This window comes from Marmoricola sp. RAF53 (assembly GCF_052114005.1).
Taxonomy (GTDB): domain Bacteria; phylum Actinomycetota; class Actinomycetes; order Propionibacteriales; family Nocardioidaceae; genus Marmoricola.
Genome location: NZ_JBFRDX010000006.1, coordinates 1 through 20,225, shown reverse-complemented (window position 1 = coordinate 20,225; position 20,225 = coordinate 1). Strand labels below are relative to the sequence as shown.

Genomic DNA, 20,225 nt, shown 5'->3' with positions numbered 1-20,225 from the left:
ACGATGTCGATGTTTGGATTGGGCGCGGCTGCGGCCGGCGCCAGTGGGGCAGCCACCACGATCGGTGCCATCGCCGCGGCCGGTGCCGCCGGTGCGGCAGCGGCGGCAGTGCTCGCCGTCGGCGGGACGCAGGTGGCGGCGAACGTCACCCAGCCCGACGCCACGACGGCCAACACGGCCAGCCACGTCAGCCAGCCGAACTACGCGGACTGACTGACCCCACGAAACGCAAAAGATCCGCCGCACCTCCGGTGCGGCGGATCTTCCTTTTCCCGAGATCCCCGAGACCCCCGGACCCCCGGCCGGCCGCCCCCCTGGGCGCGGCCACGGGGGCGCCCACGGGGCGCTCAGCGATGGGCGCCGGTGGCGTCCAGGCTGGTCATGATGGTGGCGGCGGCCGCGTCCCAGGTGAACTCACCCGAGCGCACGAACGCCTTGTGGCCGAGCTCCTCGCGCAGCACGGGGTCGCGCAGCAGCAGGCCGATCTTCCGGCCGAGGTCGGCCTGGTCGGTGGCGAGCAGGCCCGTGACGCCGTCGAGGATCGCCTCGGCGACACCGCCGGCCGAGGCGTAGGCGACCGACGGGGTACCGGCGCGGCCGGCCTCCACGATCGACAGTCCCCAGCCCTCCTTGACCGACGGGAGCACGTGCACCCACGCCCGGGCGAGCTGGGTGAACTTGGTGCTCTCGTCGACGAAGCCGAAGAAGGTGACCCGCTCGGTGAGCCCGAGCTCGGCGGTGATGCGGTGCAGCTCCTCGCTCCACCAGCCGTCGCCGAGGACGTTCAGCCGGACCTCGGGGAACTCCTCGGCCAGCGCCGGCAGCGCCCGGATCGCGTGCTCGATCTGCTTGTGCGGCACCAGCCGGCTCAGGGCGACCAGCGTAGGTGCCTCGGCGGGCTCGCCGGCGTCGTACTCCGGGACGGGCGGCAGGCCGTTGTAGGCCAGGGAGATCGAGCCGGCGTCGACGCCGAGCTCGACGAGCTCGCGGCGGGTGATGTCCGAGACGGCGACGTAGCGCCGGCCGCGGTTCGCGAGGACGGCGACGCGGGACTCCAGGAACCAGCCCACCTTGGCCAGCAGCGGGCCGACGACGGTCCACTGCTCGCGGTGGACGTGGTGCACCAGGACCGTGACCGGCGCTCCGGTCAGCCAGGAGGAGAGGAACGGCATCCCGTTCTGCACCTCGAGGACGGCGTCCACGGTGCCGAGGGTGTGCCTCGGCCGGACCCCGGTCATGCGGGCGAGCGCCGCGCCGGCGCGCTGGCCGACGAGCAGCCAGGCGACCCAGAGGTACACGGTGAGGTGACCGCCGCGGCGGACGAACCGGATCCCGTCGACGGTCTCGTCCCCTGCTGCGCCCGGGTAGGCCGCAGTGAGCCAGGTGACCTGACGGCCGGCGTCGCGCATGCGCTGCGCGACCTGGTGGACGTAGAGCTCGGAGCCCCCGCCCTCCGGGTGCCACGGGTCACGCCAATTCAGGATGATCACCCGATTCCGGGCAGCCTGAAGATTCCTCCCTGAGGATCGCACTGTGGTTCTCCCTCCCCGGTGCGATACCGATAAGCGCGCCAACGGTAGCATTTGAGGGTGGACTTTGTCCGAATGCTCCGATACGCCGGGCTAGTCCGGTCTGTGCGGTTGTTCCGGTCGTTCCTGACCGAGCAGACCGATCCGGACGGCTTCTACAGCCTGATCGCCGACGACGCGGCCGAGCTGGTCGCCGAGCACCTGGAGCTGGAGGGGGCGACCGTGGCGGACTTCGGCGGTGGACCCGGGTTCTACTCCCAGGCGTTCCGCGGTCGGGGGGCGCGCACCGTGCTGGTCGACGCCGACCTGGACGAGATCCGGCTGCACGGCCGGCGTACGCCGGGCTCGGTGGTCGGGCTGGCCGAGCGAGCGCCGCTGCGCGACGGTGCGGTGGACCTGGCGTTCTCCTCGAACCTGCTCGAGCACGTGGCGGACCTCGGCGGCACCTGCGACGAGATCCTGCGGGTGGTCCGACCCGGGGGAGTCGCGGTGCTGTCGTACACGATCTGGCTCGGCCCCTGGGGCGGCCACGAGACCTCGCCCTGGCACCTGTTCGGTGGGGACAGGGCGGCTCGGCGCTACGAGCGCCGGCACGGTCGCCCGCCGAAGAACCGGTTCGGCGAGACGATGTTCCCGGCCTCGGTCTCCGACGGCCTCCGCTGGCTGCGCACCCGGCCCGACCTGGAGGTCCTCGACCTGCGGCCCCGCTACCTGCCCCGCTGGACCTCGTTCCTCCTCAGGGTGCCCGGTCTGCGCGAGCTGCTCACGTGGAACCTCTGGATCGTGGTCCGCAAGCCCTCCTGAGCGACCCGGGGCGGTCTTGCCGGGTGTGCCCGGGTGCTCGTCCCGGCCGTGCCCAGGCGTCGTCCGGTCTAGGCACGTCTGGCCCGATCAGGTCCGGTCTGGTCCGGCTTGGTCTCGTTTCGATCACTGCGCCCCGGTTGAGAGGTTTTGCCCACTTTTCCTGCTAAGGTGCGGGAACGCGTGCCGGGAGGGAGCCCGGGTGCGCGTCCATGTGGGAGGGAGCGCTGTCATGCGCAAATTGAGTCTTGTCCTGATCGCGGTCGGGGTGTTCCTGATCGTGCTGGCGCCGATGGTGCGTTTCTACGCGTACCCCAAGCTGGCCGTCGCGCCGCCGAACCAGCGCAGCGTCACCACCCTGGTGGGTCCGAACGCCACGATCTTCGACATCGCGACGCTGAAGGAGATCCAGACCGATCTCACCACCGTCGTGAACACCACCGGTGACGAGAGCACCCCGGACAAGGCGCCGGGCAACGTCACCTACGTCAACTCGACGTCGACGAACTCGGCCGACGGCGTGATGCGTTCGCGCGACGTCGAGCGGATGACGTTCGACGCGCACACCGGCGTGGCGAACCCGAAGTGCTGCGGCGACTTCGTGTCGACCACCGAGGGCGTCGAGACCCCGGTCACGCACACCGGGCTGCCGGCGAAGTTCCCGTTCCAGACGGAGAAGAAGACCTACGACTTCTGGGACAGCACGCTGCTGAAGTCGGCGCCGATCAAGTACCAGGGCACCGCCACGGTCGAGGGTGTCGACGTCTACAAGTTCGGTCAGACGCTGGCGCCGACCGCCTACGAGACGATGGACGTCCCGCTGAGCGTCCTCGGCCTGCCGGGCGACGAGACCGTCACCGCGGACCGCGTCTACGGCGTCACCCGCACCCTGTGGGTGGAGCCCGAGACCGGCGTCATCCTCAAGCGGTCCGAGGCCGTCACGGAGACCCTCAACTACCAGGGCGAGCCGCGCGTCACGCTGACCAAGGTGACGACCGGCTACGACGACAAGACCGTCAAGAAGAACGCCGACGAGTACGGCTCGCAGGCGAACCTGCTGCACCTGGTCCGCGTCACCGGCCCGCAGATCGCGTTCGTGCTCGGCCTGGCCATGGTCATCGCCGGCATCGTCCTCGGCCGGCGCAAGTCGTCCTCGGGCGGCACGCGGGTCCGCGAGCTCGAGGACGCCAACGCCTGACGTCCAGGCCCCTCCGCACGACTCTCTCTACGTCGTCGACCTCAGCCGAGGTCGGCGACGTAGAGCGCTGTTCCGGGGGTGAGCAGACCGCGGGTGCGGCTCCAGCCGCCCCAGACCCGGTCGTGGTCGGCCGGCCACTCGGGCTCGACCAGGTCGATCAGCCGGTAGCCCGCCGCGCTCAGGGCGCGCACCCAGTCGCCGAGCGTGCGGTGGTGCTCGACGTACGACGTCTCGCCGGTCTCGTCGTCGACCTCGACGTACGGGGTGCGGTCCCAGTAGGACTGGCTCGCGGTCAGACCACCGGGACCGGGGTCGTCGGGGAACATCCACCGCGTCGGGTGGGTCACCGAGAAGGCGAACCGGCCGCCCGTGCGGGTCACCCGGGCGATCTCGGCGACCAGCGCGTCCGCGTCGGCGATGAACTGCAGCGCCCCGAACGCGGAGAAGACGGTGTCGAAGGTGTCGTCGGCGAAGGGGAGCGCGGCCGCCCCGGCGCAGACCGTGGGCACCCGGGTGCCGTGGTGCTCGTCGATCCGGCGGCTGTGCTGCAGCTGACGCAGGGACACGTCCAGGCCGACGGGGCGGCCGCCGCGTGCGAGCACCCAGCGCGAGCACTGGCCGGCTCCGCAGCCCAGCTCGAGGACGTCCTTCCCGGCTACGTCCCCGAGGGCTCCGACGGTGTCCTCGCGGACGCCCTCGGGCCCCCAGAGGAAGCCGTCGTCACCGAGGAACTCGCCGTGCGTGGACTGGTACTCGTCGGCGTACCGGTCCCAGTCGGCGCGGTTCGCGCGCAGCGAGTCCGGCTCGTCGACCCCGCGGCGCTCGACGCGTACCGGACGGGCTCCTGAGGGTGCGTCGGCGGCCATGGGTCGATGATCGCACCTCCCCGGTTCCGGGCCGGACCGCCCGGTTGGACGTGGGACCGTACGACGCCGTACGCTTGGCGATGCGCCAGAGGTCTGCGTCGAGTCTCAGACGGAGCAGACTCTCGCTCGCTGTTGCCCCGCTCGGGGCCAAGACGTTCATTCGTGTGACGGTGGCTGGAGACAGTCCCGGACGGCGGAAGGCCTTGACGCGCGCCCGAACTACATCTGTCCATCGAGGATCCATTCCCTTATGACCATCACACCGACGCTCTCCGACGCCCCTCAGGTCGCGATCAACGACATCGGCTCGGAGGCCGACTTCCTCGCCGCCATCGACGAGACCATCAAGTACTTCAACGACGGCGACATCGTTGAGGGCACCATCGTCAAGGTGGACCGCGACGAGGTCCTGCTCGACATCGGCTACAAGACCGAGGGTGTCATCCCCTCGCGCGAGCTCTCGATCAAGCACGACGTCGACCCCAACGAGGTCGTCGAGGTCGGCGACAAGGTCGAGGCCCTCGTCCTCCAGAAGGAGGACAAGGAAGGCCGCCTGATCCTGTCCAAGAAGCGCGCCCAGTACGAGCGCGCCTGGGGCACCATCGAGCAGGTCAAGGAAGAGGACGGCGTCGTCACCGGCACCGTCATCGAGGTCGTCAAGGGCGGCCTCATCCTCGACATCGGCCTGCGCGGCTTCCTGCCCGCCTCGCTCGTCGAGATGCGTCGGGTCCGCGACCTCCAGCCGTACGTCGGCAAGGAGCTCGAGGCGAAGATCATCGAGCTGGACAAGAACCGCAACAACGTCGTGCTCTCGCGCCGTGCGTGGCTCGAGCAGACCCAGTCCGAGGTTCGCCACGGCTTCCTGACCCAGCTCCAGAAGGGTCAGATCCGCAAGGGTGTCGTCTCCTCGATCGTCAACTTCGGTGCGTTCGTGGACCTCGGCGGCGTCGACGGCCTCGTGCACGTCTCCGAGCTGTCCTGGAAGCACATCGACCACCCGTCCGAGGTCGTCACCGTGGGCGACGAGGTCACCGTCGAGGTCCTCGACGTCGACATGGACCGCGAGCGCGTCTCGCTGTCGCTCAAGGCGACCCAGGAAGACCCGTGGCAGCACTTCGCCCGGACCCACCAGATCGGCCAGATCGTGCCGGGCAAGGTCACCAAGCTGGTGCCCTTCGGCTCGTTCGTCCGTGTCGAGGAGGGCATCGAGGGTCTGGTGCACATCTCCGAGCTGGCCGAGCGCCACGTGGAGATCCCGGAGCAGGTCGTCCAGGTCAACGACGACGTCATGGTCAAGATCATCGACATCGACCTCGAGCGTCGCCGGATCTCGCTCTCGCTGAAGCAGGCGAACGAGACCGCCACCGCTGCGGAGGCCGAGGAGTTCGACCCGACGCTGTACGGCATGACCGCCTCGTACGACGAGCAGGGCAACTACATCTACCCGGAGGGCTTCGACCCGGACACCGGCGAGTGGCTCGAGGGGTACGAGGACCAGCGCAAGACCTGGGAGGACCAGTACGCCAAGGCGCACGCCCGCTGGGAGGCCCACGTCAAGCAGCAGGCCGAGGCCAAGCAGGCCGAGGTCGAGGCCGGCGAGGCCACCTCGTACAGCAGCGAGGCCCCGGAGGTCGAGGGCGGCTCGCTCGCTTCGGACGAGGCCCTGCAGGCGCTCCGCGAGAAGCTGACCGGCGGCAACTGATCCCGGTCACCTGATCAACGCGAAGGGCCCCCACCGTCACGGTGGGGGCCCTTCGTCGTTCCTGGTGGTGGTCGTTGCCGGACGGCTCAGCCGGCGGGGGCTTCCTGGACGCCGATCGCGAGCACCTTGGTGTTGCTCGAGGTGAGGGTCGAGTACTTCACGATGAAGAACCAGGCGCCGGCCTTCGTCGGCGTGCCCGACAGCGCTCCGGTGAACGCGTTCAGGGTGATCCCGGGCGGCAGGCTGCCCGAGGAGACCGACCAGAGACCGCCGGGCGTGCTGGAGGCCAGGGTGGCGGCGTACGGGGTCCCGGCCGTGCCGGTCGGCAGCGAGGTCGTGGTGATCACCGGAGCTCCGGGGGCGGAGACGTGCAGCAGCAGCTGCTGGCTGTCGGCGTTGCCGGTGGAGGTCTCGGTGAAGGTGACCGTGAAGCCGTAGTCGCCGGCCCGGGTCGGCGTACCGGAGACCAGGCCGCCGTTGGAGAGGGTGAGGCCGGGGGGAAGAGCGCCCCGGGTCAGGCTCCAGGTGCCGGCGTAGCCGACCTTGGTGAGCTGCTGGCTGTACCCGGTGCCGCGGGTGCCGTCGGGCAGCGTGGTGGTGGTGACGTCCGGCGCGACGACGTGGAGCGCGAGCGCGGCCCAGGCGGACTCACCGGTCGACTCCTCGGTGAAGACCACGTAGACCGGGTAGGTGGCGGCCGTGGTCGGGATGCCGGAGATCACACCCGCGTCGGGGTCGAGGGCCAGGCCGGGCGGCAGGTCGCCGATGGTCGACCAGGTCCCGGCGGTGCCCGTCTTCGTGAGCGTGACGGAGTACGGCAGGTTCCGCGGTGCGTCGGGCAGCGTGCTGGTCGTGACCGCCAGCGGGTCTCCGCCGACGACCAGGGTCAGCGCGCGGGTCGCCTGCTGGCCGGTCGCGGTCTCGGTGAACGTGGGGTAGATCCCGAAGGTGCCCGCCTGGTGCGGGGCTCCGGAGAGAACTCCCGTGCCGGCGTCGAGCGTCAGGCCCGCGGGCAGCTCGGCGAGCGTGCCCCAGGTGCCGTCCCCGCCGGTCTTGGTCAGGGTGACCGAGTAGACCTCGCCCCGGGTCGCGCCCGGGAGCTGGGCGGGGCTGGTGATCCCGACATTGGTGCCGTCGACCTTGACCCGGAGGGCCGCGCTCGCGGAGAGGCCGGTGCTGGTCTCGGTGAAGGTGGGGTAGACGCCGTAGGTCCCGACGGCGGTCGGGACGCCGGAGAGGACGCCGGTGTCCGCATCCAGGCTGAGGCCCGGCGGCAGCGGCTGCGCGGCCGACCAGGTGCCGGCCCGGCCGTTCTTCGTCAGGGTCGTGGAGTACGTCGCGCCGCGGGTGGCCGTGGGCAGGTCGGTCGGGGTCGTGATGGTCGGCGGCGTCGCCGCCGGACCGACGGTGGTGACGGTGACGGTGACCGCGGTCGAGACGGTGCCGGCGTTGACGCCGGCGCGGGGGACCGCGACGCGGTAGGTGGAGGTGGTCGTCGGGGACACGGCCGCGGAGAAGCCGCCCGAGGAGCTCACGGAGGCGGTGTCCTCGGTGGTCCAGGTGCCTCCCGAGAGGCGCTGGACCGCGACGACCGTCCCGCTCACGAACGGCGTGACCGTGCCGCTCAGCGTGCTCGACCCGCCGAGGGCGATCGTCGCTGGGGCGGCGCTGATCGACGCGGTGGTCCTGCGCAGCCCGGTCACGGTCGCCGCCGGGGAGACGGCGGTGCGCAGCTTCGTGGTCGCCGGTGCGACCGCTCGGTAGCGGAACGTGCCCCCGGAGGCGGGGACCGTGACCTTGGCGCTGTACCGGCCGACCTTGCTCGTGGTGCGCACCGAGGTCGCGTTGACCCAGGTGGAGCCCGACAGGCGCTGGACCCGGATCAGGCTCCCGCGCGGGGACTTGGTGACGCGGCCGGTGAAGGTCACCGCCGTGCCCGCGCCGACGGTCGCGGTTCGCGGGCTCAGCGCCAGGGACCGGGCGGTCGCCGCGCCCGCGGGCGGAGCGACGAGGCCCGAGACCACGAGGATTCCTCCGGTCAGGGCGGCGAGCAGGGACCAGTGCAGGTGGTGCCGTGAAGTCATGGGTGCCTCGGTCTTCGCGGTGCGGAGGGGGGCGCGCCCCACGCGCGCCGGTCCGGGGAGATTATCCGGAACGACCGCGTTCCACCTGACAACGTCGATTTGCCCGGGTACGGGTGAGTTGCCCGCGAGCCCGTCAGACCGGGCGACGGCGGAAGGACAGCGGGCCGAGCTCGTCGTGGGGCAGGTAGCCGGTGCCCGGACCGGCGAAGCCGTCCCGGCGGGCGAGGACGACGAGCGCGGCCAGGCCGGCGAGCAGCAGGAGGACGGCGGTGACGGGGATCAGGATCTCGCTCATGGCAGTAATCTTGCGCGCATTGCTTTCCTGCCAACAGTGGCAGGAAAGACACCTACCCTCGATTTTCTGCCATACCTGTGGCAGCCTGGGGTGATGCTCACCAACGTGGCCGTCGTCGCCTTCGACGGCGTCGCGCCGTTCGAGCTCGGCGTGCTCTGCGAGGCCTGGGGCGTCGACCGCACCGCGGACGGCGTACCGGCTCTGGACTTCGCGGTCTGCTCCGCGACGCCGGGGCGGATCAGCACCAGCATGGGCTTCGACCTCCAGGTCGAGCACGGCCTGGACCGGGTGGCGGTGGCCGACCTCGTCTGCGTCCCGGCCCTGCACCGGAGCTGGCCGATGCCCACCGACGTGCTCCAGGCCCTGCGCGAGACGGTCGCCCGGGGTGCCCGGGTGCTGTCGGTCTGCACCGGCGCGTTCGTGCTCGGGCAGGCCGGCCTGCTCGACGGTCGCGGCTGCACGACCCACTGGATGTACTCCGACCAGCTCCAGGAGCAGTTCCCGAAGGCGCGCGTGCTGCCCGAGGTGCTCTACGTCGACGAGGACCCGGTGATCACCTCGGCCGGTTCCGCCGCGGGGCTGGACGCCTGCCTGCACCTGTGGCGCAAGGAGTTCGGCGGCAAGGTCGCCTCGACGGTGGCGCGCCGGATGGTGGTGCCGCCGCAGCGCGAGGGCGGCCAGGCACAGTTCATCGCGCGCCCGGTGCCCGACTGCGCCGCCGAGACCCTGGGACCGCTGCTCACCTGGATCGTCGACAACCTCGCCGAGGACCACGGCGTCGAGGCGCTGGCCCGGCGCGCGCACATGTCGCCGCGGACCTTCGCCCGCCGGTTCCGCGCCGAGACCGGCGCCACCCCGCACGCGTGGGTCACCAACCAGCGCGTGATCGCCGCCGAGGAGCTCCTCGAGCGCAGTGACGCGTCGGTCGAGTGGATCGCGGCCGAGGTCGGCTTCGGGAACGCGGCGACGATGCGCCAGCACTTCAGCCGGGTCCGCGGGGTCAGCCCGCAGGGGTACCGGCAGTCGTTCAGCTGCCCCGACGAGCGCCCGGCGTGACGCCCTCCTCCGCGACCAGGTCGCGGCGGAGCACCTTGCCGGTCAACGTGCGCGGCACCTCGGCGAGGAACCGGTAGTCCTTGGGCCGCTTCGGAGGGCTCAGCCGGGCGGTCGCCCAGGCCCGCAGGTCCTCCTCGAGCTCCTGGGCGGCGACCGTGCCGACCACGGCGGCGCAGAGCCGCTGACCCCAAGCCGGGTCCGGGACGCCGTACACGGCGACGTCGGCGACGCCCGGGTGCGCGCCGAGCACGTTCTCCACCTCGGCGGGGTAGACGTTCACGCCGCCGCTGATCACCAGGTCCTCGCGCCGGCCGTCCAGGTACACGTAGCCGTCCTCGTCGACCCGGCCGAGGTCGCCCACGGTGAACTCCGGCCCGTCCGGGCCGTCGCGCCAGGCGGCGGCGGTCTTCCCGGGCGCGCCGAAGTAGCTGAACCGGGCGTGCTCGGGCACCGCGCACCACAGCAGCCCGTCCGCGTCGGCCCGCATCCGCCGGCCCGGCCGGGCCCGGCCGACCGTCCCCGGACGAGCGCGCCACTCCTCGCTCCGGCAGGCGGTGAACTGGCCCTCGGTAGACCCGTAGAACTCCCAGGTGCTGCCGTCCGGGAACACCTCGACCAGGCGCTCCTTGAGGTGGTCCGGGCACGGGGCACCGGCGTGCGCGACGAGCCGGAACGAGGACAGGTCGGGACGGTCGTGCCGGTCCCCGGGCTCGTCCCAGTGCGCGAAGAGCCGCTGCAGGTGCGCCGGCACGCAGAACATCGTGGTCGGTCGCTCCGCGGCGATCGCAGCACTGACCCGGGCCGGGTCGAACGGCCCGGGTGCCACCACCCGGCCGCCCGCGAGCAGCGTCCCGATCGCGAAGCGCAGCGGCGCGGAGTGGTACAGCGGGCTGAGCACGAGGTTCACGTCGTCGGCCCGGAAGCCCCACAGGTCGCGCTCCTCGGCCAGCAGCGCCTCGGCGTGAGACCGGGGGAGGACGCCGCTGTCGACGCCCTTGGGGGTGCCCGTCGTGCCGCTGGTGACGTGCATCGGCCGGGCCAGCGGGACGTCGCCCGGCTGCCAGCCGGTGACCAGCGGCTCGAGCCCGGCGGCGTCGGTCACCACGAGGGCCGGGTCGAGGTCGGCCAGGATCCGCTCGCGCTCGTACGACGTGAGCCGCGGGTCGAGCGGGATCGGGATCACGCCGCGGACCAGCAGCGACAGCACCGCGTCGACGTACCGGAGCGACCCGTCGACCAGGAGCGCCACCCGGTCGCCGGCCCGCAGGTCGGTCGCCGGATCGGGACGCGGTGCGGACATGACGCCCATCCTCCCAGCCCGCTGGGATACTCGCTCGCGTGACCAAGCGAGTGGGACTGACCGGCGGCATCGCGTCCGGCAAGAGCACGGTGTCCGCGATCCTGCGCGAGCTCGGGGCGGTGATCATCGACGCCGACGCGCTGGCCCGCGAGGTGGTCGACCAGGGCACGCCGGGCCTGGCTGCCGTCGTGGACGCGTTCGGGCCACACCTGCTCACCGAGGACGGGCACCTGGACCGCCCCGCGATGGGAGAGCTGGTGTTCGCCGACGCCGGCGCCCGCAAGAAGCTCGAGTCGATCGTGCACCCGCTGGTCTTCGAGCGGATCGTCGACCTCGAGTCGCACGCGCCGGCGGGCTCGGTGGTGGTGCACGACATTCCGCTGCTGGCTGAGAGCGGCCGCGCGGACACCTTCGACGCCGTGATCGTGGTCGACGCGCCAGCCGAGACGCAGGTCGAGCGGATGGTGCGCGACCGCGGCTGGACCGCGGAGGAGGCCCGGGCCCGGATGGCCGCGCAGGCCGGCCGCGAGGACCGGCTCGCCATCGCGACCTACGTGATCGAGAACACCGGAACGCTCGAAGACCTCCGTCACCGGGTGACGGAGGTCTTCGAGGAGCTGACTGCGGAGAGTTAGGCGGCCAGGTCCGGGTCGGCGAGGCGGCGCAGCTTGGCGATCGCCTCCCGCTCCAGCTGGCGGACGCGCTCGGCGGAGATGCCGTGCTTGGTGCCGATGTCGGCGAGCTTGTGCTGGCGACCGTCCCCGAGCCCGTAGCGGGAGCGGATGATGTCGGCCGACCGCTCGTCGAGCCGGTCGATGAGCAGGTTGAGGCGGTCGCGCGCCTCGGTGTCGAGGAACGTCAGGTCCGGGCCCGGCGCGCTCTCCTGCGCGATCAGGTCGCCCAGCGAGGTGTCGCCGTCGACGTCGAGCGGGGTGTCCAGGCTGACGTGGTCGCGCCCCCAGCCGATCAGGTCGATGACCCGGTCGAGCTCCATCCCGAGCTCGGTGGCGATCTCCGCGGCGTCGGGGGTGCGGCCGAGCTGGCGCTCCAGGGTGCGGCGCGCGGCCGAGACCTGGTTGAGCTCCTCGACCACGTGCACGGGCAGCCGGACCACGCGCGCCTGCTGGGCGATGCCGCGGGTGATGGCCTGGCGGACCCACCAGGTGGCGTAGGTGGAGAACTTGTAACCCTTGGCGTAGTCGAACTTCTCGACGGCGCGGATCAGGCCGGTGTTGCCCTCCTGGATCAGGTCGAGCATCGGCATCGCGCTGCGGCCGTACTTGCGGGCGATCGAGACGACCAGGCGCAGGTTGGCGTTGATGAACTGCTGCATCGCGCGCTCACCCTCCTCGACCAGCCAGGTGAGCTCGGCCTCGGTGGCGAAGCCGGGGGCACCGCCCTTGCGGCGTCCGACCCGGCCCTCCTCGAGGAGCTGGGCGGCCAGCATGCCCGCTTCGATCGTCTTGGAGAGCTCGACCTCCGTGGCGGCGTCGAGCAGGGGCGTGCGTGCGATCTCGTCGAGGTACAGCCCGACGCTGTCGCGGCCCTCGATCTCGCGCTCCGTGCGACGTACAGTCACTGGTGGCCTCCCTTCCTGCCGTGGAACCGGTGGATCGTGGTTCCAGATGTTCCAACGCGTGGTCGCGGCGGGGGATTCCCGCCTGTGACGCTGCCTTCGAGGGTTACGACGTCCGAGATACCCAGGAAGTTGCCGATCTGGCGTCTTCTCAGCCACTTCTCAGTGATGATTCGGTGCAGACGGTGTCGCGGATGGCCGTCACACTGGTCCCGTGGCCCCCACTCATCCCGCCGACAGCCCTCCCGGGGTGCTCCGGATCGACCTGAACGCCGACCTCGGCGAGGGCGTCACCGACGACGACGCGCTCCTGGGCCTGGTGACCAGCGCGAACGTCGCCTGCGGGTTCCACGCGGGCGACGAGCGGGTGATGCGCGCCGTCTGCGAGCGGGCGGCGGAGCTCGGCGTGGTGGTCGGGGCGCAGGTCTCCTACGCCGACCGCGAGGGCTTCGGCCGCCGGCACATGGACGTCGGGCACGAGCTCCTCGCCGACTGGGTCGCGGAGCAGGTGACCGTGCTCACAGCGATCGCCGCGGCCGCCGGGACCGCGGTCGCGTACGTGAAGCCGCACGGAGCCCTGTACAACCGGGTGGCCGACGACGCCACCCAGGCGGCCGCCGTGCTCGCGGGGAGCGGGGTGCTGCCGGTGCTCGGCCTGCCGGACTCGGCGCTGCTGCGGCTGGCGCACCGGGCCGGCCGCGAGGTCGTGCCCGAGGGGTTCCCGGACCGCGGCTACACCGCCGAAGGGCGGCTGGTGCCGCGGGACCGACCGGGCGCGCTGGTGGAGGATCCCGCGGAGATCGCGGCCAACGCGGTGGTGCTGGCCCGTCGCGGCGACGTCCGCACCGTCTGCGTGCACGGGGACTCGCCGGGCGCGGTGGCGGCGGCGAAGCAGGTGCGTGCGGCACTCGCCGAGGCAGGGTTCGAGGTCCGAAGCTGGGCCTGACTTCTCCACAGGAAGCTGTGGACGGCGCTGTGGAGACGGGCGCGTTCCTGTGGACCGCGGAGTCTTTCTTGTGGACAACCCTGTGCACTCGAAAACTCGTCGAAAAATCTTCGGAAAAGGTCTTGCGCGGTGTGGTGCGGGTCACGTAGAAATCTCTCACCGCAGCCCGCAAGGGACGCGGGGATCGGCAGAAGGAATCGGAACCACCTGGCGAGGCAACTCGCCGGAAAGCCGCCCGGTGATGGGCATGGCTGGCACCGAGGAAGTCCGTCGACCCTGGTGCGGAGCATCACCGCCACACCAAAGTAGGGCCCGTGAAACTCATACTTTCGCGGGCCCTACGCCTATTTCCGGAGCATTTCTCGCGTACCTCCGACGCGTCCCCGGAAATGCGTCCCGAAATGCTGCCAGAATGACGCCATGCGAGCACGTGCCGTCGGCGAGCACGCCGTCCTCGTCCGGTGCGCGGACGACGACGAGGTCCGCGCGACGTACGCGGTCCTGCGCGGCGCCGCGGCCGAGCTCGGCGCGGTCGAGGTGGTCCCGGCCGCCCGGACCGTGCTGCTCGACGGGATCGCGGACCCCGAGGCTCTCGTCGCCCGGCTCGACGCCTGGCACGCGCCGCCCGTCGGCGCGCTCGCGACCGCGCCCGAGGTGACCGTCCCGGTCCGGTACGACGGCCCCGACCTCGAGGTGGTCGCCGAGCAGTGGGGGACGAGCGCCGCCGAGGTGGTCCGCCTGCACCAGCAGAGCACCTTCACGGTCGCGTTCTGCGGGTTCGCGCCCGGGTTCGCCTACTGCACCGGGCTCCCGGACGGCCTGACCGTACGCCGCCGCGACGAACCGCGTCCGATGGTCCCGGCCGGCTCGGTCGCCCTCGCCGGCGAGTACACCGGCATCTACCCGACGTCGTCGCCCGGCGGCTGGCAGCTGATCGGCACGACCGACGCGGTGCTGTGGCGTCCCGAGGCGGACCCGCCGGCGCTGCTCGCTCCCGGGACCCGGGTGGGGTTTCGAGACGCCTCGTCCCTCGGCTCCTCAACCCAGGGGTTCCGGGATGCCTGAGACCGCCCGCCACGTCGTCGTCGAGGACCCCGGGCTGCTCACAACGGTCCAGGACCTCGGCCGGCCGGGGTTCGCGCACCTCGGCGTCCCGCTCTCCGGTGCGCTGGACCAGCCTGCCCTGAGGCTCGCGAACCGGCTGGTCGGCAACCCGGAGTCGGCGGCCGGCCTGGAGGTGACCGCGACCGGCTGCCGGCTCCGGTTCGACCACGCCGGCGCGGTCGCCGTCACCGGCGCGTCCTGCCCGGTCCGGATCGGCGGCCGCCCGGTCGGGTGGGGGCTCCTCGGCCCGGTCCCGGCCGGCGCGGTCGTCGAGCTCGGTCCGGCGGCGGACGGCCTGCGCAGCTACCTCGGCGTCGCCGGCGGGATCGAGGTGCCGCCGGTGCTCGGCTCCCGGTCGACCGACCTGCTCTCCGGCACCGGGCCCGCCCCGCTCGCGGCCGGTGACCGGCTCCCCGTCGGGCGACCCCCGGCGGCCCCGGCCGGCGGCGAGGCCGTCCCGGTTCCGCGGCGCGGCGTCCTGACGGTGCTGGCCGGACCGCACGAGGACTGGTTCACGGCCGCGTCGCTCGCGGCGCTCGACGGGGCGTCGTACACGGTGCTGCCGGCGTCGAACCGGATCGGGCTCCGCCTCGACGGCCCGGTGCTGGCCCGCTCCGACCCCGACCGCGAGCTGCCGAGCGAGCCGATGGTGCTCGGCAGCGTCCAGGTACCGCCGAACGGCCGGCCGGTCGTCTTCCTGCAGGACCACCCGACGACGGGCGGCTACCCGGTGATCGGCGTGGTCCGCGCGGCCGACCTGCCCGTCTGCGCGCAGGCGCGGCCGGGGGAGCGGCTCACCCTGAGGCTGGCCCCGGGGCGTCTTCCGAACCGTCCTCCGGGCTGACCGGAGGAGTCCACGGGCGCAGCGCCGGGTCGTCTGCGGCGAGGCTGACGACCTTGCCGGCCGGGGCCTCGGCGGTCTCGAACCGGACGGTCACCACGCCGCGTCCCGAGCCCCACACCCAGCCGCGGCCCAGCTCGTCGTGCTCGACGTCCATGCCCGGCACCCACCCGCGCCAGCGGTTCAGCGAGGCCAGCACCGACTCGGTCTCCTCGTCGACCTCGTCCACGGTCCCGTCCTCGGCGTCCGCGAACAGGTCCTCCTGGATCCAGTCGGCGAGCCCGGAGACGCCGACGCCGAGCAGGCGGACGCCGCCGGAGGTGTCGACCTCGGTGAGCAGCGTGCGGGCGACCCGGGCCACCGTCCGGGTGTCGTCGGTCGGTCCCGGGAGCGTGGCCGAGCGGGTGTGGGTGGAGAAGTCGTGCAGCCGGACCTTGAGGGTCACCGTGCGCCCGGAGAGCCGCGCCTTGCGGAGCCGCTCAGCCACCTTGGCCGACTGCCGGTCGACGAGCGCGGCGAGCAGGTTGCGGTCGACGTGGTCGGTCTCGTAGGTGTCCTCGACGCTGATCGACTTCACCTCGCGCTCCGCGACCACCGGGCGGTCGTCCTCGGCGCGGGCGAGCTCGAACAACGTCCGTCCGTGCGCCTTGCCGACCACGCGGACGAGCTCCTCGACGCTGATCTGCTCCAGGTCGGCGACGGTGTGCACGCCGATCCGCCGCAGGCTCTCGGCGGTGGCCGGGCCGACCCCGGGGATCACCGTCACCTGCATCGGCCGGAGCAGGTCGCGCTCCATCCCGGGCGCGACGACAACGAGGCCGTCCGGCTTGTCCAGGTCGCTGGCGATCTTCGCGATGAACTTCGAGGTGCCGATCCCGACCGACGCGTTCAGCCCGCCGGTCACCTCGGCCACCTGCTCCTTGAGCCGGCGGCCGAACGCGCTCACCCCGGTCACCGAGGTGTCGGCCAGCTCGGCCGCGGCGAGGTCGACGAAGGCCTCGTCGAGGGAGAGCGGCTCCACCAGCGGGCTGATCGAGCGGAGCAGGCCCATCACGGCGCGGCTGGTCTCGCGGTAGGCGCCGAACCGGCCGGCCAGGAACGCGGCGTTCGGGCAGCGGCGGCGTGCCTCGGCGGTCGGCATCGCCGAGTGCACCCCGAAGGCGCGCGCCTCGTACGACGCGGTCGCGACGACACCGCGTCCGCCGACCCCGCCGACCACCACCGGCTTGCCGCGCAGCGACGGTTTGTCGCGCTGCTCGACGGCGGCGAAGAAGGCGTCCAGGTCGACGTGCAGGATCGTCGGCTCGGCACGCACGGTCGCATCGTACGGCGGCGCGCGGTGCCCACAGCGTCCACAGGCGCCCGAAGGCGCGGGCCGTGCACAGGCGGCGCGCGCGTGGTCGCCCGTCTCCGGGCCGGGCGGACAGCCTCGGTCCATGACACCGACGCCCGCGACCTTCACCGCCCGCAACCCCACCGACCTGCTCGCCGTGGTGCCCTTCGTCCTCGGGTTCCACCCCGAGGACTCGGTCGTCCTGCTGACCTTCGGGCCGGGGGAGTCGTTCCACGCGCGGATGGACCTGCCGGTGGTCGAGCACGAGCAGCGGCAGGTCGCCCGGTTGCTGCGCGAGGTCGTCGGCCGGCACGGCGCCGGCCGGGTCGCGCTGGTGCTCTACACCGAGGACGCCGGGGCCGCGGAGGCGTTCGCCGCGGTGGCTGTCCCGCCGCTGCTGTCCGCGGGCGTCGAAGTGATCGACGTGATCCGGACCGACGGCGAACGGTTCCACCACGTCGGCGAGCCGGACGACGGCGGGACGGCGTACGACCTGAGCAGCCACCCGTACACGGCCGACCAGGTCCTGCGCGGCCGGGTGGTCCACGAGCGCCGGTCCGCGCTCGCGGACAGCCTGGTCGGGGCCGACGACGAGGACGTCGCCGCCGTCGCGGCAGCGGCCGACCGCACCGCGGACCGGCTGATCGAGGTGGGGAAGCGCCCAGGCACCGCCCTGGGCACCCCGGTCGGTGTCCGGGTGCCGCTGCAGGTCGCGCTGGCCGGCGAGCTGCGCACGGAGGGTCGGTGGCTGCAGCGGACCCTCCGGCGTGCCCTGGCCGCCCCGGCGGAGATCACGAGCGCGGACGCCGGCCGGTTGCTGGTGCTGGTCGCGCTGGACTCCCTGCGCGAGGTGGCCTGGGCCGAGATCGACCGGTCCGGTGCCGGAGAGCACGTCGAGCTGTGGCGCCACCTGGTCCGGCGGGCGCCGCGCGACCTCCGGCCGGCACCGGCCGCGCTGCTGGCGTTCTCGGCCTGGCTCCGGGGCGAGGGCGCGCTCGCCTGGTGCGCGCTGGACCGCTGCTTCGACGTCGACCCCGACGACGCGCTCGGCCAGCACGTCGCCGCGCTCCTGGAGAGCGCCACCCCGCCGACGGTCTGGGCACCGATCCCGCAGCACGCCCTCCGGGTCCTCGCCGAGGACGGGTCGAGCCGGGTGAGCGGCCGGCGAGGGGCCTCGTGAAAGTCCGGGCCCGCGGGTGCCACGACCCTGGTCGCGCCGCCGCGCGGGCTCTACTGTCGGTGCATGGGTCAGGAAGTCGACCAGCAGGAGTTCAGCCGGGCCGACCGCACCGCGCACCGGGAGAAGGTACGGCGCTGCCTGGACGTGTTCGCGCTGATGCTGCGCGAGGCCCAGTTCGAGGCCGAGGACCCGATGACCGGGCTCGAGATCGAGTTCAACCTGGTCGACGACGACGGGCGGCCGGCGCTGAAGAACGCCGAGGCGCTCGAGTCGATCGCCAACCCTGACTTCCAGACCGAGCTCGGCCAGTTCAACATCGAGATCAACGTCGCTCCCCGCCGGCTCGGGGCCCGGGGCGTCACCGGGTTCGAGGAGGACCTCCGGGCGAGCCTCAACGAAGCGGAGACGCGTGCCAACGAGGTGGGCGCCCACCTGGTGATGATCGGCATCCTGCCCACCCTGGAACCGGGCCACCTGAGTCCCGCGACGATCAGCCCGAACCCGCGCTACCGGCTGCTCAGCGACCAGATCCTGAACGCCCGGGGCGAGGACATCGCGATCGCGATCAGCGGTGTCGAGCGGCTGCGGACGACCGCCGACTCGATCATGCCCGAGGCCGCCTGCACGAGCACCCAGCTGCACACCCAGGTCAGCCCGGACGACTTCCCGTCGTACTGGAACGCGGCGCAGGCGATCTCCTCGATCCAGCTCGCGGTCGGCGCCAACTCGCCGTACCTGCTCGGCCAGGAGCTGTGGAGCGAGACCCGGATCCCGTTGTTCGAGCAGGCGACGGACACCCGCAGCGAGGAGCTCAAGGCCCAGGGAGTGCGGCCGCGGGTCTGGTTCGGGGAGCGGTGGATCACCTCGATCTTCGACCTGTTCGAGGAGAACGTGCGCTACTTTCCGGCGCTGCTCCCGGTCATCGAGGACGAGGACCCCCTGGAGGTCCTGACCAGCGGGGGTACGCCGCAGCTGCACGAGCTGCGGCTGCACAACGGCACGATCTACCGCTGGAACCGGCCCGTGTACGACGTCGTCGCGGGCCGACCGCACCTCCGGGTGGAGAACCGCGTGCTCGCCGCGGGCCCGACCGTGGTCGACACGATCGCGAACGCGGCCTTCTACTACGGGCTGACCCGCGCACTCGCCGAGGACGAGCGCCCGTTGTGGTCGCGGATGTCGTTCTCCGCGGCCGAGGAGAACTTCCACACCGCGGCACGGGACGGCATCGACGCCCAGATCTACTGGCCCGGGATCGGTCAGGTCTCCGCCGCCGAGCTGACCCTGCGCCGGCTGCTCCCGCTGGCCCGGGAGGGCCTCGACCGCTGGGGGGTGGATCCCGACGAGGCCGAGCGGCTGCTCGCGATCATCGAGGCGCGCTGCACGCTGGGCCGCAACGGGGCGACCTGGTACCGCGACCGGGTCCACGAGCACGAGGCCGCGGGGGAGAGCCGGGCGGAGGCGCTGCGGCGGACGCTGCTGGACTACCGGGAGCGGATGCACAGCAACGACCCGGTGCACACCTGGTAGCCGGCCGGTTCCGCGGGCGGGTCAGGCGCGCCGGCGCCGTCGGCGGCGCACCTCGGTGTGCGGCAGGGCGTGCTCGGTCATCAGGTTGAGCCAGCCGGCCCGGGTGATCACGAAGAAGCCGGGCAGGTCGAGGCCGTGCCGCGCGAAGGCCTCCCTGCTGGCGGCGAACCAGGCGAAGTCGTGGTCGGTCGGGGCGAGCGGCCCGGAGCGGGTGACCCAGGCGCACGGGTCCGCGACGTCGAGGCCGTCGAGGGCTCGCTCGACCAGGTCGGCCCGGAGACCGGGTCGGAGACCGGGTCCGAGACCGGGTCCCAGGCCGGGTTCGTCGGGAACGGCCAGCCGGTGTCTCCCGGGGCGGCTGCCGGGTCGGCCGACGTGGAAGATCGTCGGCAGCACCCGCCGAGCACCGGCGGCGTCGATGAAGTCGCAGAGCGCCGCGCGCAGGCCGGCGGCGATCGCAGGAGGCGGTTCGGGATCGGTCATCGTCCCAGCATGCTGCGGCTGGTTCTGGCCCGTGGGCGGTCGTCCACAGCCGTCGGGCTGCGGGAGGTGCGAAAGACCCGATGCCCCCCCACGGAGCATCGGGTCTTCCTGAGCGCCGGGCGCTCGGTCCCCGGCCCGGTCCGCACGGCACTTGCGCGGACCGGGCCAGGAGTCTGGTGCCGGTCGTCGGGTGTCAGCCGGCGGTGACGGTGCTGCCGGTGACCGTCACGGTGCTGCCGACCTTGGCGTTGGCCTTGAGCCAGTCGCGGCTGGTGCCGTGGCCGGAGAGGACGTAGCCGTTGGTCGGGATGGCCGCGTTGCCGACGCCGTCGGCGACCGCGGTGACCTTGCCACCGACGACGGTGACCTCGGCGCCGAAGGCTGACCTCGGCGCCGAAGGC

The 20,225-nt window shown here is 72.5% G+C and carries 20 protein-coding genes; 11 read left to right on the top strand and 9 right to left on the bottom strand.

Going from position 1 to position 20,225, the window contains the following annotated elements:
- Nucleotides 1–9 precede the first annotated feature (9 nt).
- Nucleotides 10–213 carry a hypothetical protein gene (locus AB4Y76_RS06975; protein ID WP_441923530.1) on the top strand — a complete coding sequence of 68 codons (204 nt, stop codon included), beginning with the start codon at nucleotides 10–12 and terminating at the stop codon, nucleotides 211–213.
- Nucleotides 214–347: 134 nt separating this feature from the next.
- Here the strand turns inward: AB4Y76_RS06975 and AB4Y76_RS06970 are convergent, their stop codons facing one another.
- The gene (locus AB4Y76_RS06970) at nucleotides 348–1,490 is read right to left on the bottom strand and encodes a glycosyltransferase family 4 protein (protein WP_441923528.1); all 1,143 of its coding nucleotides are present in this window, start codon (nucleotides 1,488–1,490) and stop codon (nucleotides 348–350) included.
- Between the two features lie 144 nt (nucleotides 1,491–1,634).
- On the opposite strand from AB4Y76_RS06970, the gene AB4Y76_RS06965 reads away from it, so the two are divergent.
- Together AB4Y76_RS06965 and AB4Y76_RS06960 are read left to right on the top strand one after the other, a co-directional pair.
- The gene (locus AB4Y76_RS06965) at nucleotides 1,635–2,333 is read left to right on the top strand and encodes a class I SAM-dependent methyltransferase (protein ID WP_441923526.1); all 699 of its coding nucleotides are present in this window, start codon (nucleotides 1,635–1,637) and stop codon (nucleotides 2,331–2,333) included.
- A gap of 238 nt (nucleotides 2,334–2,571) precedes the next feature.
- Nucleotides 2,572–3,528, top strand: a complete 957-nt coding sequence (locus AB4Y76_RS06960) for a DUF3068 domain-containing protein (RefSeq protein ID WP_441923524.1) — start codon at nucleotides 2,572–2,574, stop codon at nucleotides 3,526–3,528.
- A gap of 41 nt (nucleotides 3,529–3,569) precedes the next feature.
- Here the strand turns inward: AB4Y76_RS06960 and AB4Y76_RS06955 are convergent, their stop codons facing one another.
- A complete protein-coding gene (locus AB4Y76_RS06955) occupies nucleotides 3,570–4,394 on the bottom strand; it encodes a class I SAM-dependent methyltransferase (RefSeq protein ID WP_441923522.1) in 825 nt (274 codons plus the stop codon).
- Nucleotides 4,395–4,644: 250 nt separating this feature from the next.
- Here AB4Y76_RS06955 and rpsA point away from each other — a divergent pair, with 250 nt between their 5' ends.
- The gene (gene rpsA, locus AB4Y76_RS06950) at nucleotides 4,645–6,096 is read left to right on the top strand and encodes a 30S ribosomal protein S1 (RefSeq protein WP_441923520.1); all 1,452 of its coding nucleotides are present in this window, start codon (nucleotides 4,645–4,647) and stop codon (nucleotides 6,094–6,096) included.
- 86 nt (nucleotides 6,097–6,182) lie between these two features.
- On the opposite strand, the gene AB4Y76_RS06945 is transcribed toward rpsA, so the two are convergent.
- Both AB4Y76_RS06945 and AB4Y76_RS06940 read right to left on the bottom strand, forming a co-directional pair.
- A complete protein-coding gene (locus AB4Y76_RS06945; protein WP_441923518.1) occupies nucleotides 6,183–8,180 on the bottom strand; it encodes a putative Ig domain-containing protein in 1,998 nt (665 codons plus the stop codon).
- 133 nt (nucleotides 8,181–8,313) lie between these two features.
- On the bottom strand, nucleotides 8,314–8,475 hold the full coding sequence (locus AB4Y76_RS06940; RefSeq protein ID WP_441923516.1) for a hypothetical protein: 162 nt from the start codon (nucleotides 8,473–8,475) through the stop codon (nucleotides 8,314–8,316).
- A 93-nt stretch (nucleotides 8,476–8,568) separates the two neighbouring features.
- On the opposite strand from AB4Y76_RS06940, the gene AB4Y76_RS06935 reads away from it, so the two are divergent.
- Nucleotides 8,569–9,531 (top strand): GlxA family transcriptional regulator, encoded by a 963-nt coding sequence (locus tag AB4Y76_RS06935; RefSeq protein ID WP_441923514.1) that lies wholly within the window; start codon nucleotides 8,569–8,571, stop codon nucleotides 9,529–9,531.
- On the opposite strand, the gene AB4Y76_RS06930 is transcribed toward AB4Y76_RS06935, so the two are convergent.
- Nucleotides 9,503–10,831: a class I adenylate-forming enzyme family protein gene (locus AB4Y76_RS06930; protein ID WP_441923512.1), complete on the bottom strand. Its 1,329-nt coding sequence runs from the start codon at nucleotides 10,829–10,831 to the stop codon at nucleotides 9,503–9,505. The two genes, AB4Y76_RS06935 and AB4Y76_RS06930, sit on opposite strands and share 29 nt — an antisense overlap.
- A gap of 38 nt (nucleotides 10,832–10,869) precedes the next feature.
- Here AB4Y76_RS06930 and coaE point away from each other — a divergent pair, with 38 nt between their 5' ends.
- The gene (gene coaE, locus AB4Y76_RS06925) at nucleotides 10,870–11,466 is read left to right on the top strand and encodes a dephospho-CoA kinase (protein ID WP_441923510.1); all 597 of its coding nucleotides are present in this window, start codon (nucleotides 10,870–10,872) and stop codon (nucleotides 11,464–11,466) included.
- On the opposite strand, the gene AB4Y76_RS06920 is transcribed toward coaE, so the two are convergent.
- On the bottom strand, nucleotides 11,463–12,410 hold the full coding sequence (locus AB4Y76_RS06920; RefSeq protein WP_441923508.1) for a sigma-70 family RNA polymerase sigma factor: 948 nt from the start codon (nucleotides 12,408–12,410) through the stop codon (nucleotides 11,463–11,465). The genes coaE and AB4Y76_RS06920 overlap by 4 nt on opposite strands.
- Nucleotides 12,411–12,657: 247 nt before the next feature.
- Between AB4Y76_RS06920 and AB4Y76_RS06915 the strand changes: the two genes are divergently transcribed.
- From AB4Y76_RS06915 to AB4Y76_RS06905, 3 genes are all read left to right on the top strand, one after another.
- Complete coding sequence (locus tag AB4Y76_RS06915; protein ID WP_441923832.1) at nucleotides 12,658–13,353, top strand: LamB/YcsF family protein; 696 nt, start codon at nucleotides 12,658–12,660, stop codon at nucleotides 13,351–13,353.
- 420 nt (nucleotides 13,354–13,773) lie between these two features.
- Nucleotides 13,774–14,418 carry a 5-oxoprolinase subunit B family protein gene (locus tag AB4Y76_RS06910; RefSeq protein ID WP_441923506.1) on the top strand — a complete coding sequence of 215 codons (645 nt, stop codon included), beginning with the start codon at nucleotides 13,774–13,776 and terminating at the stop codon, nucleotides 14,416–14,418.
- Nucleotides 14,411–15,301, top strand: coding sequence for a biotin-dependent carboxyltransferase family protein (locus tag AB4Y76_RS06905; protein ID WP_441923504.1), 891 nt, complete (start codon nucleotides 14,411–14,413; stop codon nucleotides 15,299–15,301). Before AB4Y76_RS06910 ends, AB4Y76_RS06905 begins: the two co-directional genes overlap by 8 nt.
- Here AB4Y76_RS06905 and AB4Y76_RS06900 read toward each other — a convergent pair.
- Nucleotides 15,252–16,613: a DNA polymerase IV gene (locus AB4Y76_RS06900; RefSeq protein ID WP_441923502.1), complete on the bottom strand. Its 1,362-nt coding sequence runs from the start codon at nucleotides 16,611–16,613 to the stop codon at nucleotides 15,252–15,254. The genes AB4Y76_RS06905 and AB4Y76_RS06900 overlap by 50 nt on opposite strands.
- A 121-nt stretch (nucleotides 16,614–16,734) precedes the next feature.
- On the opposite strand from AB4Y76_RS06900, the gene AB4Y76_RS06895 reads away from it, so the two are divergent.
- Both AB4Y76_RS06895 and AB4Y76_RS06890 read left to right on the top strand, forming a co-directional pair.
- Nucleotides 16,735–17,811, top strand: coding sequence for a DUF4192 domain-containing protein (locus AB4Y76_RS06895; RefSeq protein WP_441923500.1), 1,077 nt, complete (start codon nucleotides 16,735–16,737; stop codon nucleotides 17,809–17,811).
- Between the two features lie 63 nt (nucleotides 17,812–17,874).
- The gene (locus AB4Y76_RS06890; protein ID WP_441923498.1) at nucleotides 17,875–19,341 is read left to right on the top strand and encodes a glutamate--cysteine ligase; all 1,467 of its coding nucleotides are present in this window, start codon (nucleotides 17,875–17,877) and stop codon (nucleotides 19,339–19,341) included.
- Between the two features lie 21 nt (nucleotides 19,342–19,362).
- On the opposite strand, the gene AB4Y76_RS06885 is transcribed toward AB4Y76_RS06890, so the two are convergent.
- Together AB4Y76_RS06885 and AB4Y76_RS06880 are read right to left on the bottom strand one after the other, a co-directional pair.
- Nucleotides 19,363–19,824, bottom strand: a complete 462-nt coding sequence (locus AB4Y76_RS06885; RefSeq protein ID WP_441923497.1) for a hypothetical protein — start codon at nucleotides 19,822–19,824, stop codon at nucleotides 19,363–19,365.
- A gap of 193 nt (nucleotides 19,825–20,017) precedes the next feature.
- The coding region (locus AB4Y76_RS06880; RefSeq protein ID WP_441923495.1) for a hypothetical protein at nucleotides 20,018–20,225 on the bottom strand (208 nt) is incomplete at its 5' end.

Coding starts and splice junctions, on each gene's coding strand:
- AB4Y76_RS06895 (WP_441923500.1), top strand. CDS start 16,735: ATGACACCGACGCCCGCGACCTTCACCGCCCGCAACCCCACCGACCTG.
- AB4Y76_RS06890 (WP_441923498.1), top strand. CDS start 17,875: ATGGGTCAGGAAGTCGACCAGCAGGAGTTCAGCCGGGCCGACCGCACC.
- AB4Y76_RS06910 (WP_441923506.1), top strand. CDS start 13,774: ATGCGAGCACGTGCCGTCGGCGAGCACGCCGTCCTCGTCCGGTGCGCG.
- AB4Y76_RS06975 (WP_441923530.1), top strand. CDS start 10: ATGTTTGGATTGGGCGCGGCTGCGGCCGGCGCCAGTGGGGCAGCCACC.
- AB4Y76_RS06945 (WP_441923518.1), bottom strand. CDS start 8,180: ATGACTTCACGGCACCACCTGCACTGGTCCCTGCTCGCCGCCCTGACC.
- AB4Y76_RS06940 (WP_441923516.1), bottom strand. CDS start 8,475: ATGAGCGAGATCCTGATCCCCGTCACCGCCGTCCTCCTGCTGCTCGCC.
- AB4Y76_RS06930 (WP_441923512.1), bottom strand. CDS start 10,831: ATGTCCGCACCGCGTCCCGATCCGGCGACCGACCTGCGGGCCGGCGAC.
- AB4Y76_RS06935 (WP_441923514.1), top strand. CDS start 8,569: ATGCTCACCAACGTGGCCGTCGTCGCCTTCGACGGCGTCGCGCCGTTC.
- AB4Y76_RS06955 (WP_441923522.1), bottom strand. CDS start 4,394: ATGGCCGCCGACGCACCCTCAGGAGCCCGTCCGGTACGCGTCGAGCGC.
- AB4Y76_RS06885 (WP_441923497.1), bottom strand. CDS start 19,824: ATGACCGATCCCGAACCGCCTCCTGCGATCGCCGCCGGCCTGCGCGCG.
- rpsA (WP_441923520.1), top strand. CDS start 4,645: ATGACCATCACACCGACGCTCTCCGACGCCCCTCAGGTCGCGATCAAC.
- AB4Y76_RS06905 (WP_441923504.1), top strand. CDS start 14,411: ATGCCTGAGACCGCCCGCCACGTCGTCGTCGAGGACCCCGGGCTGCTC.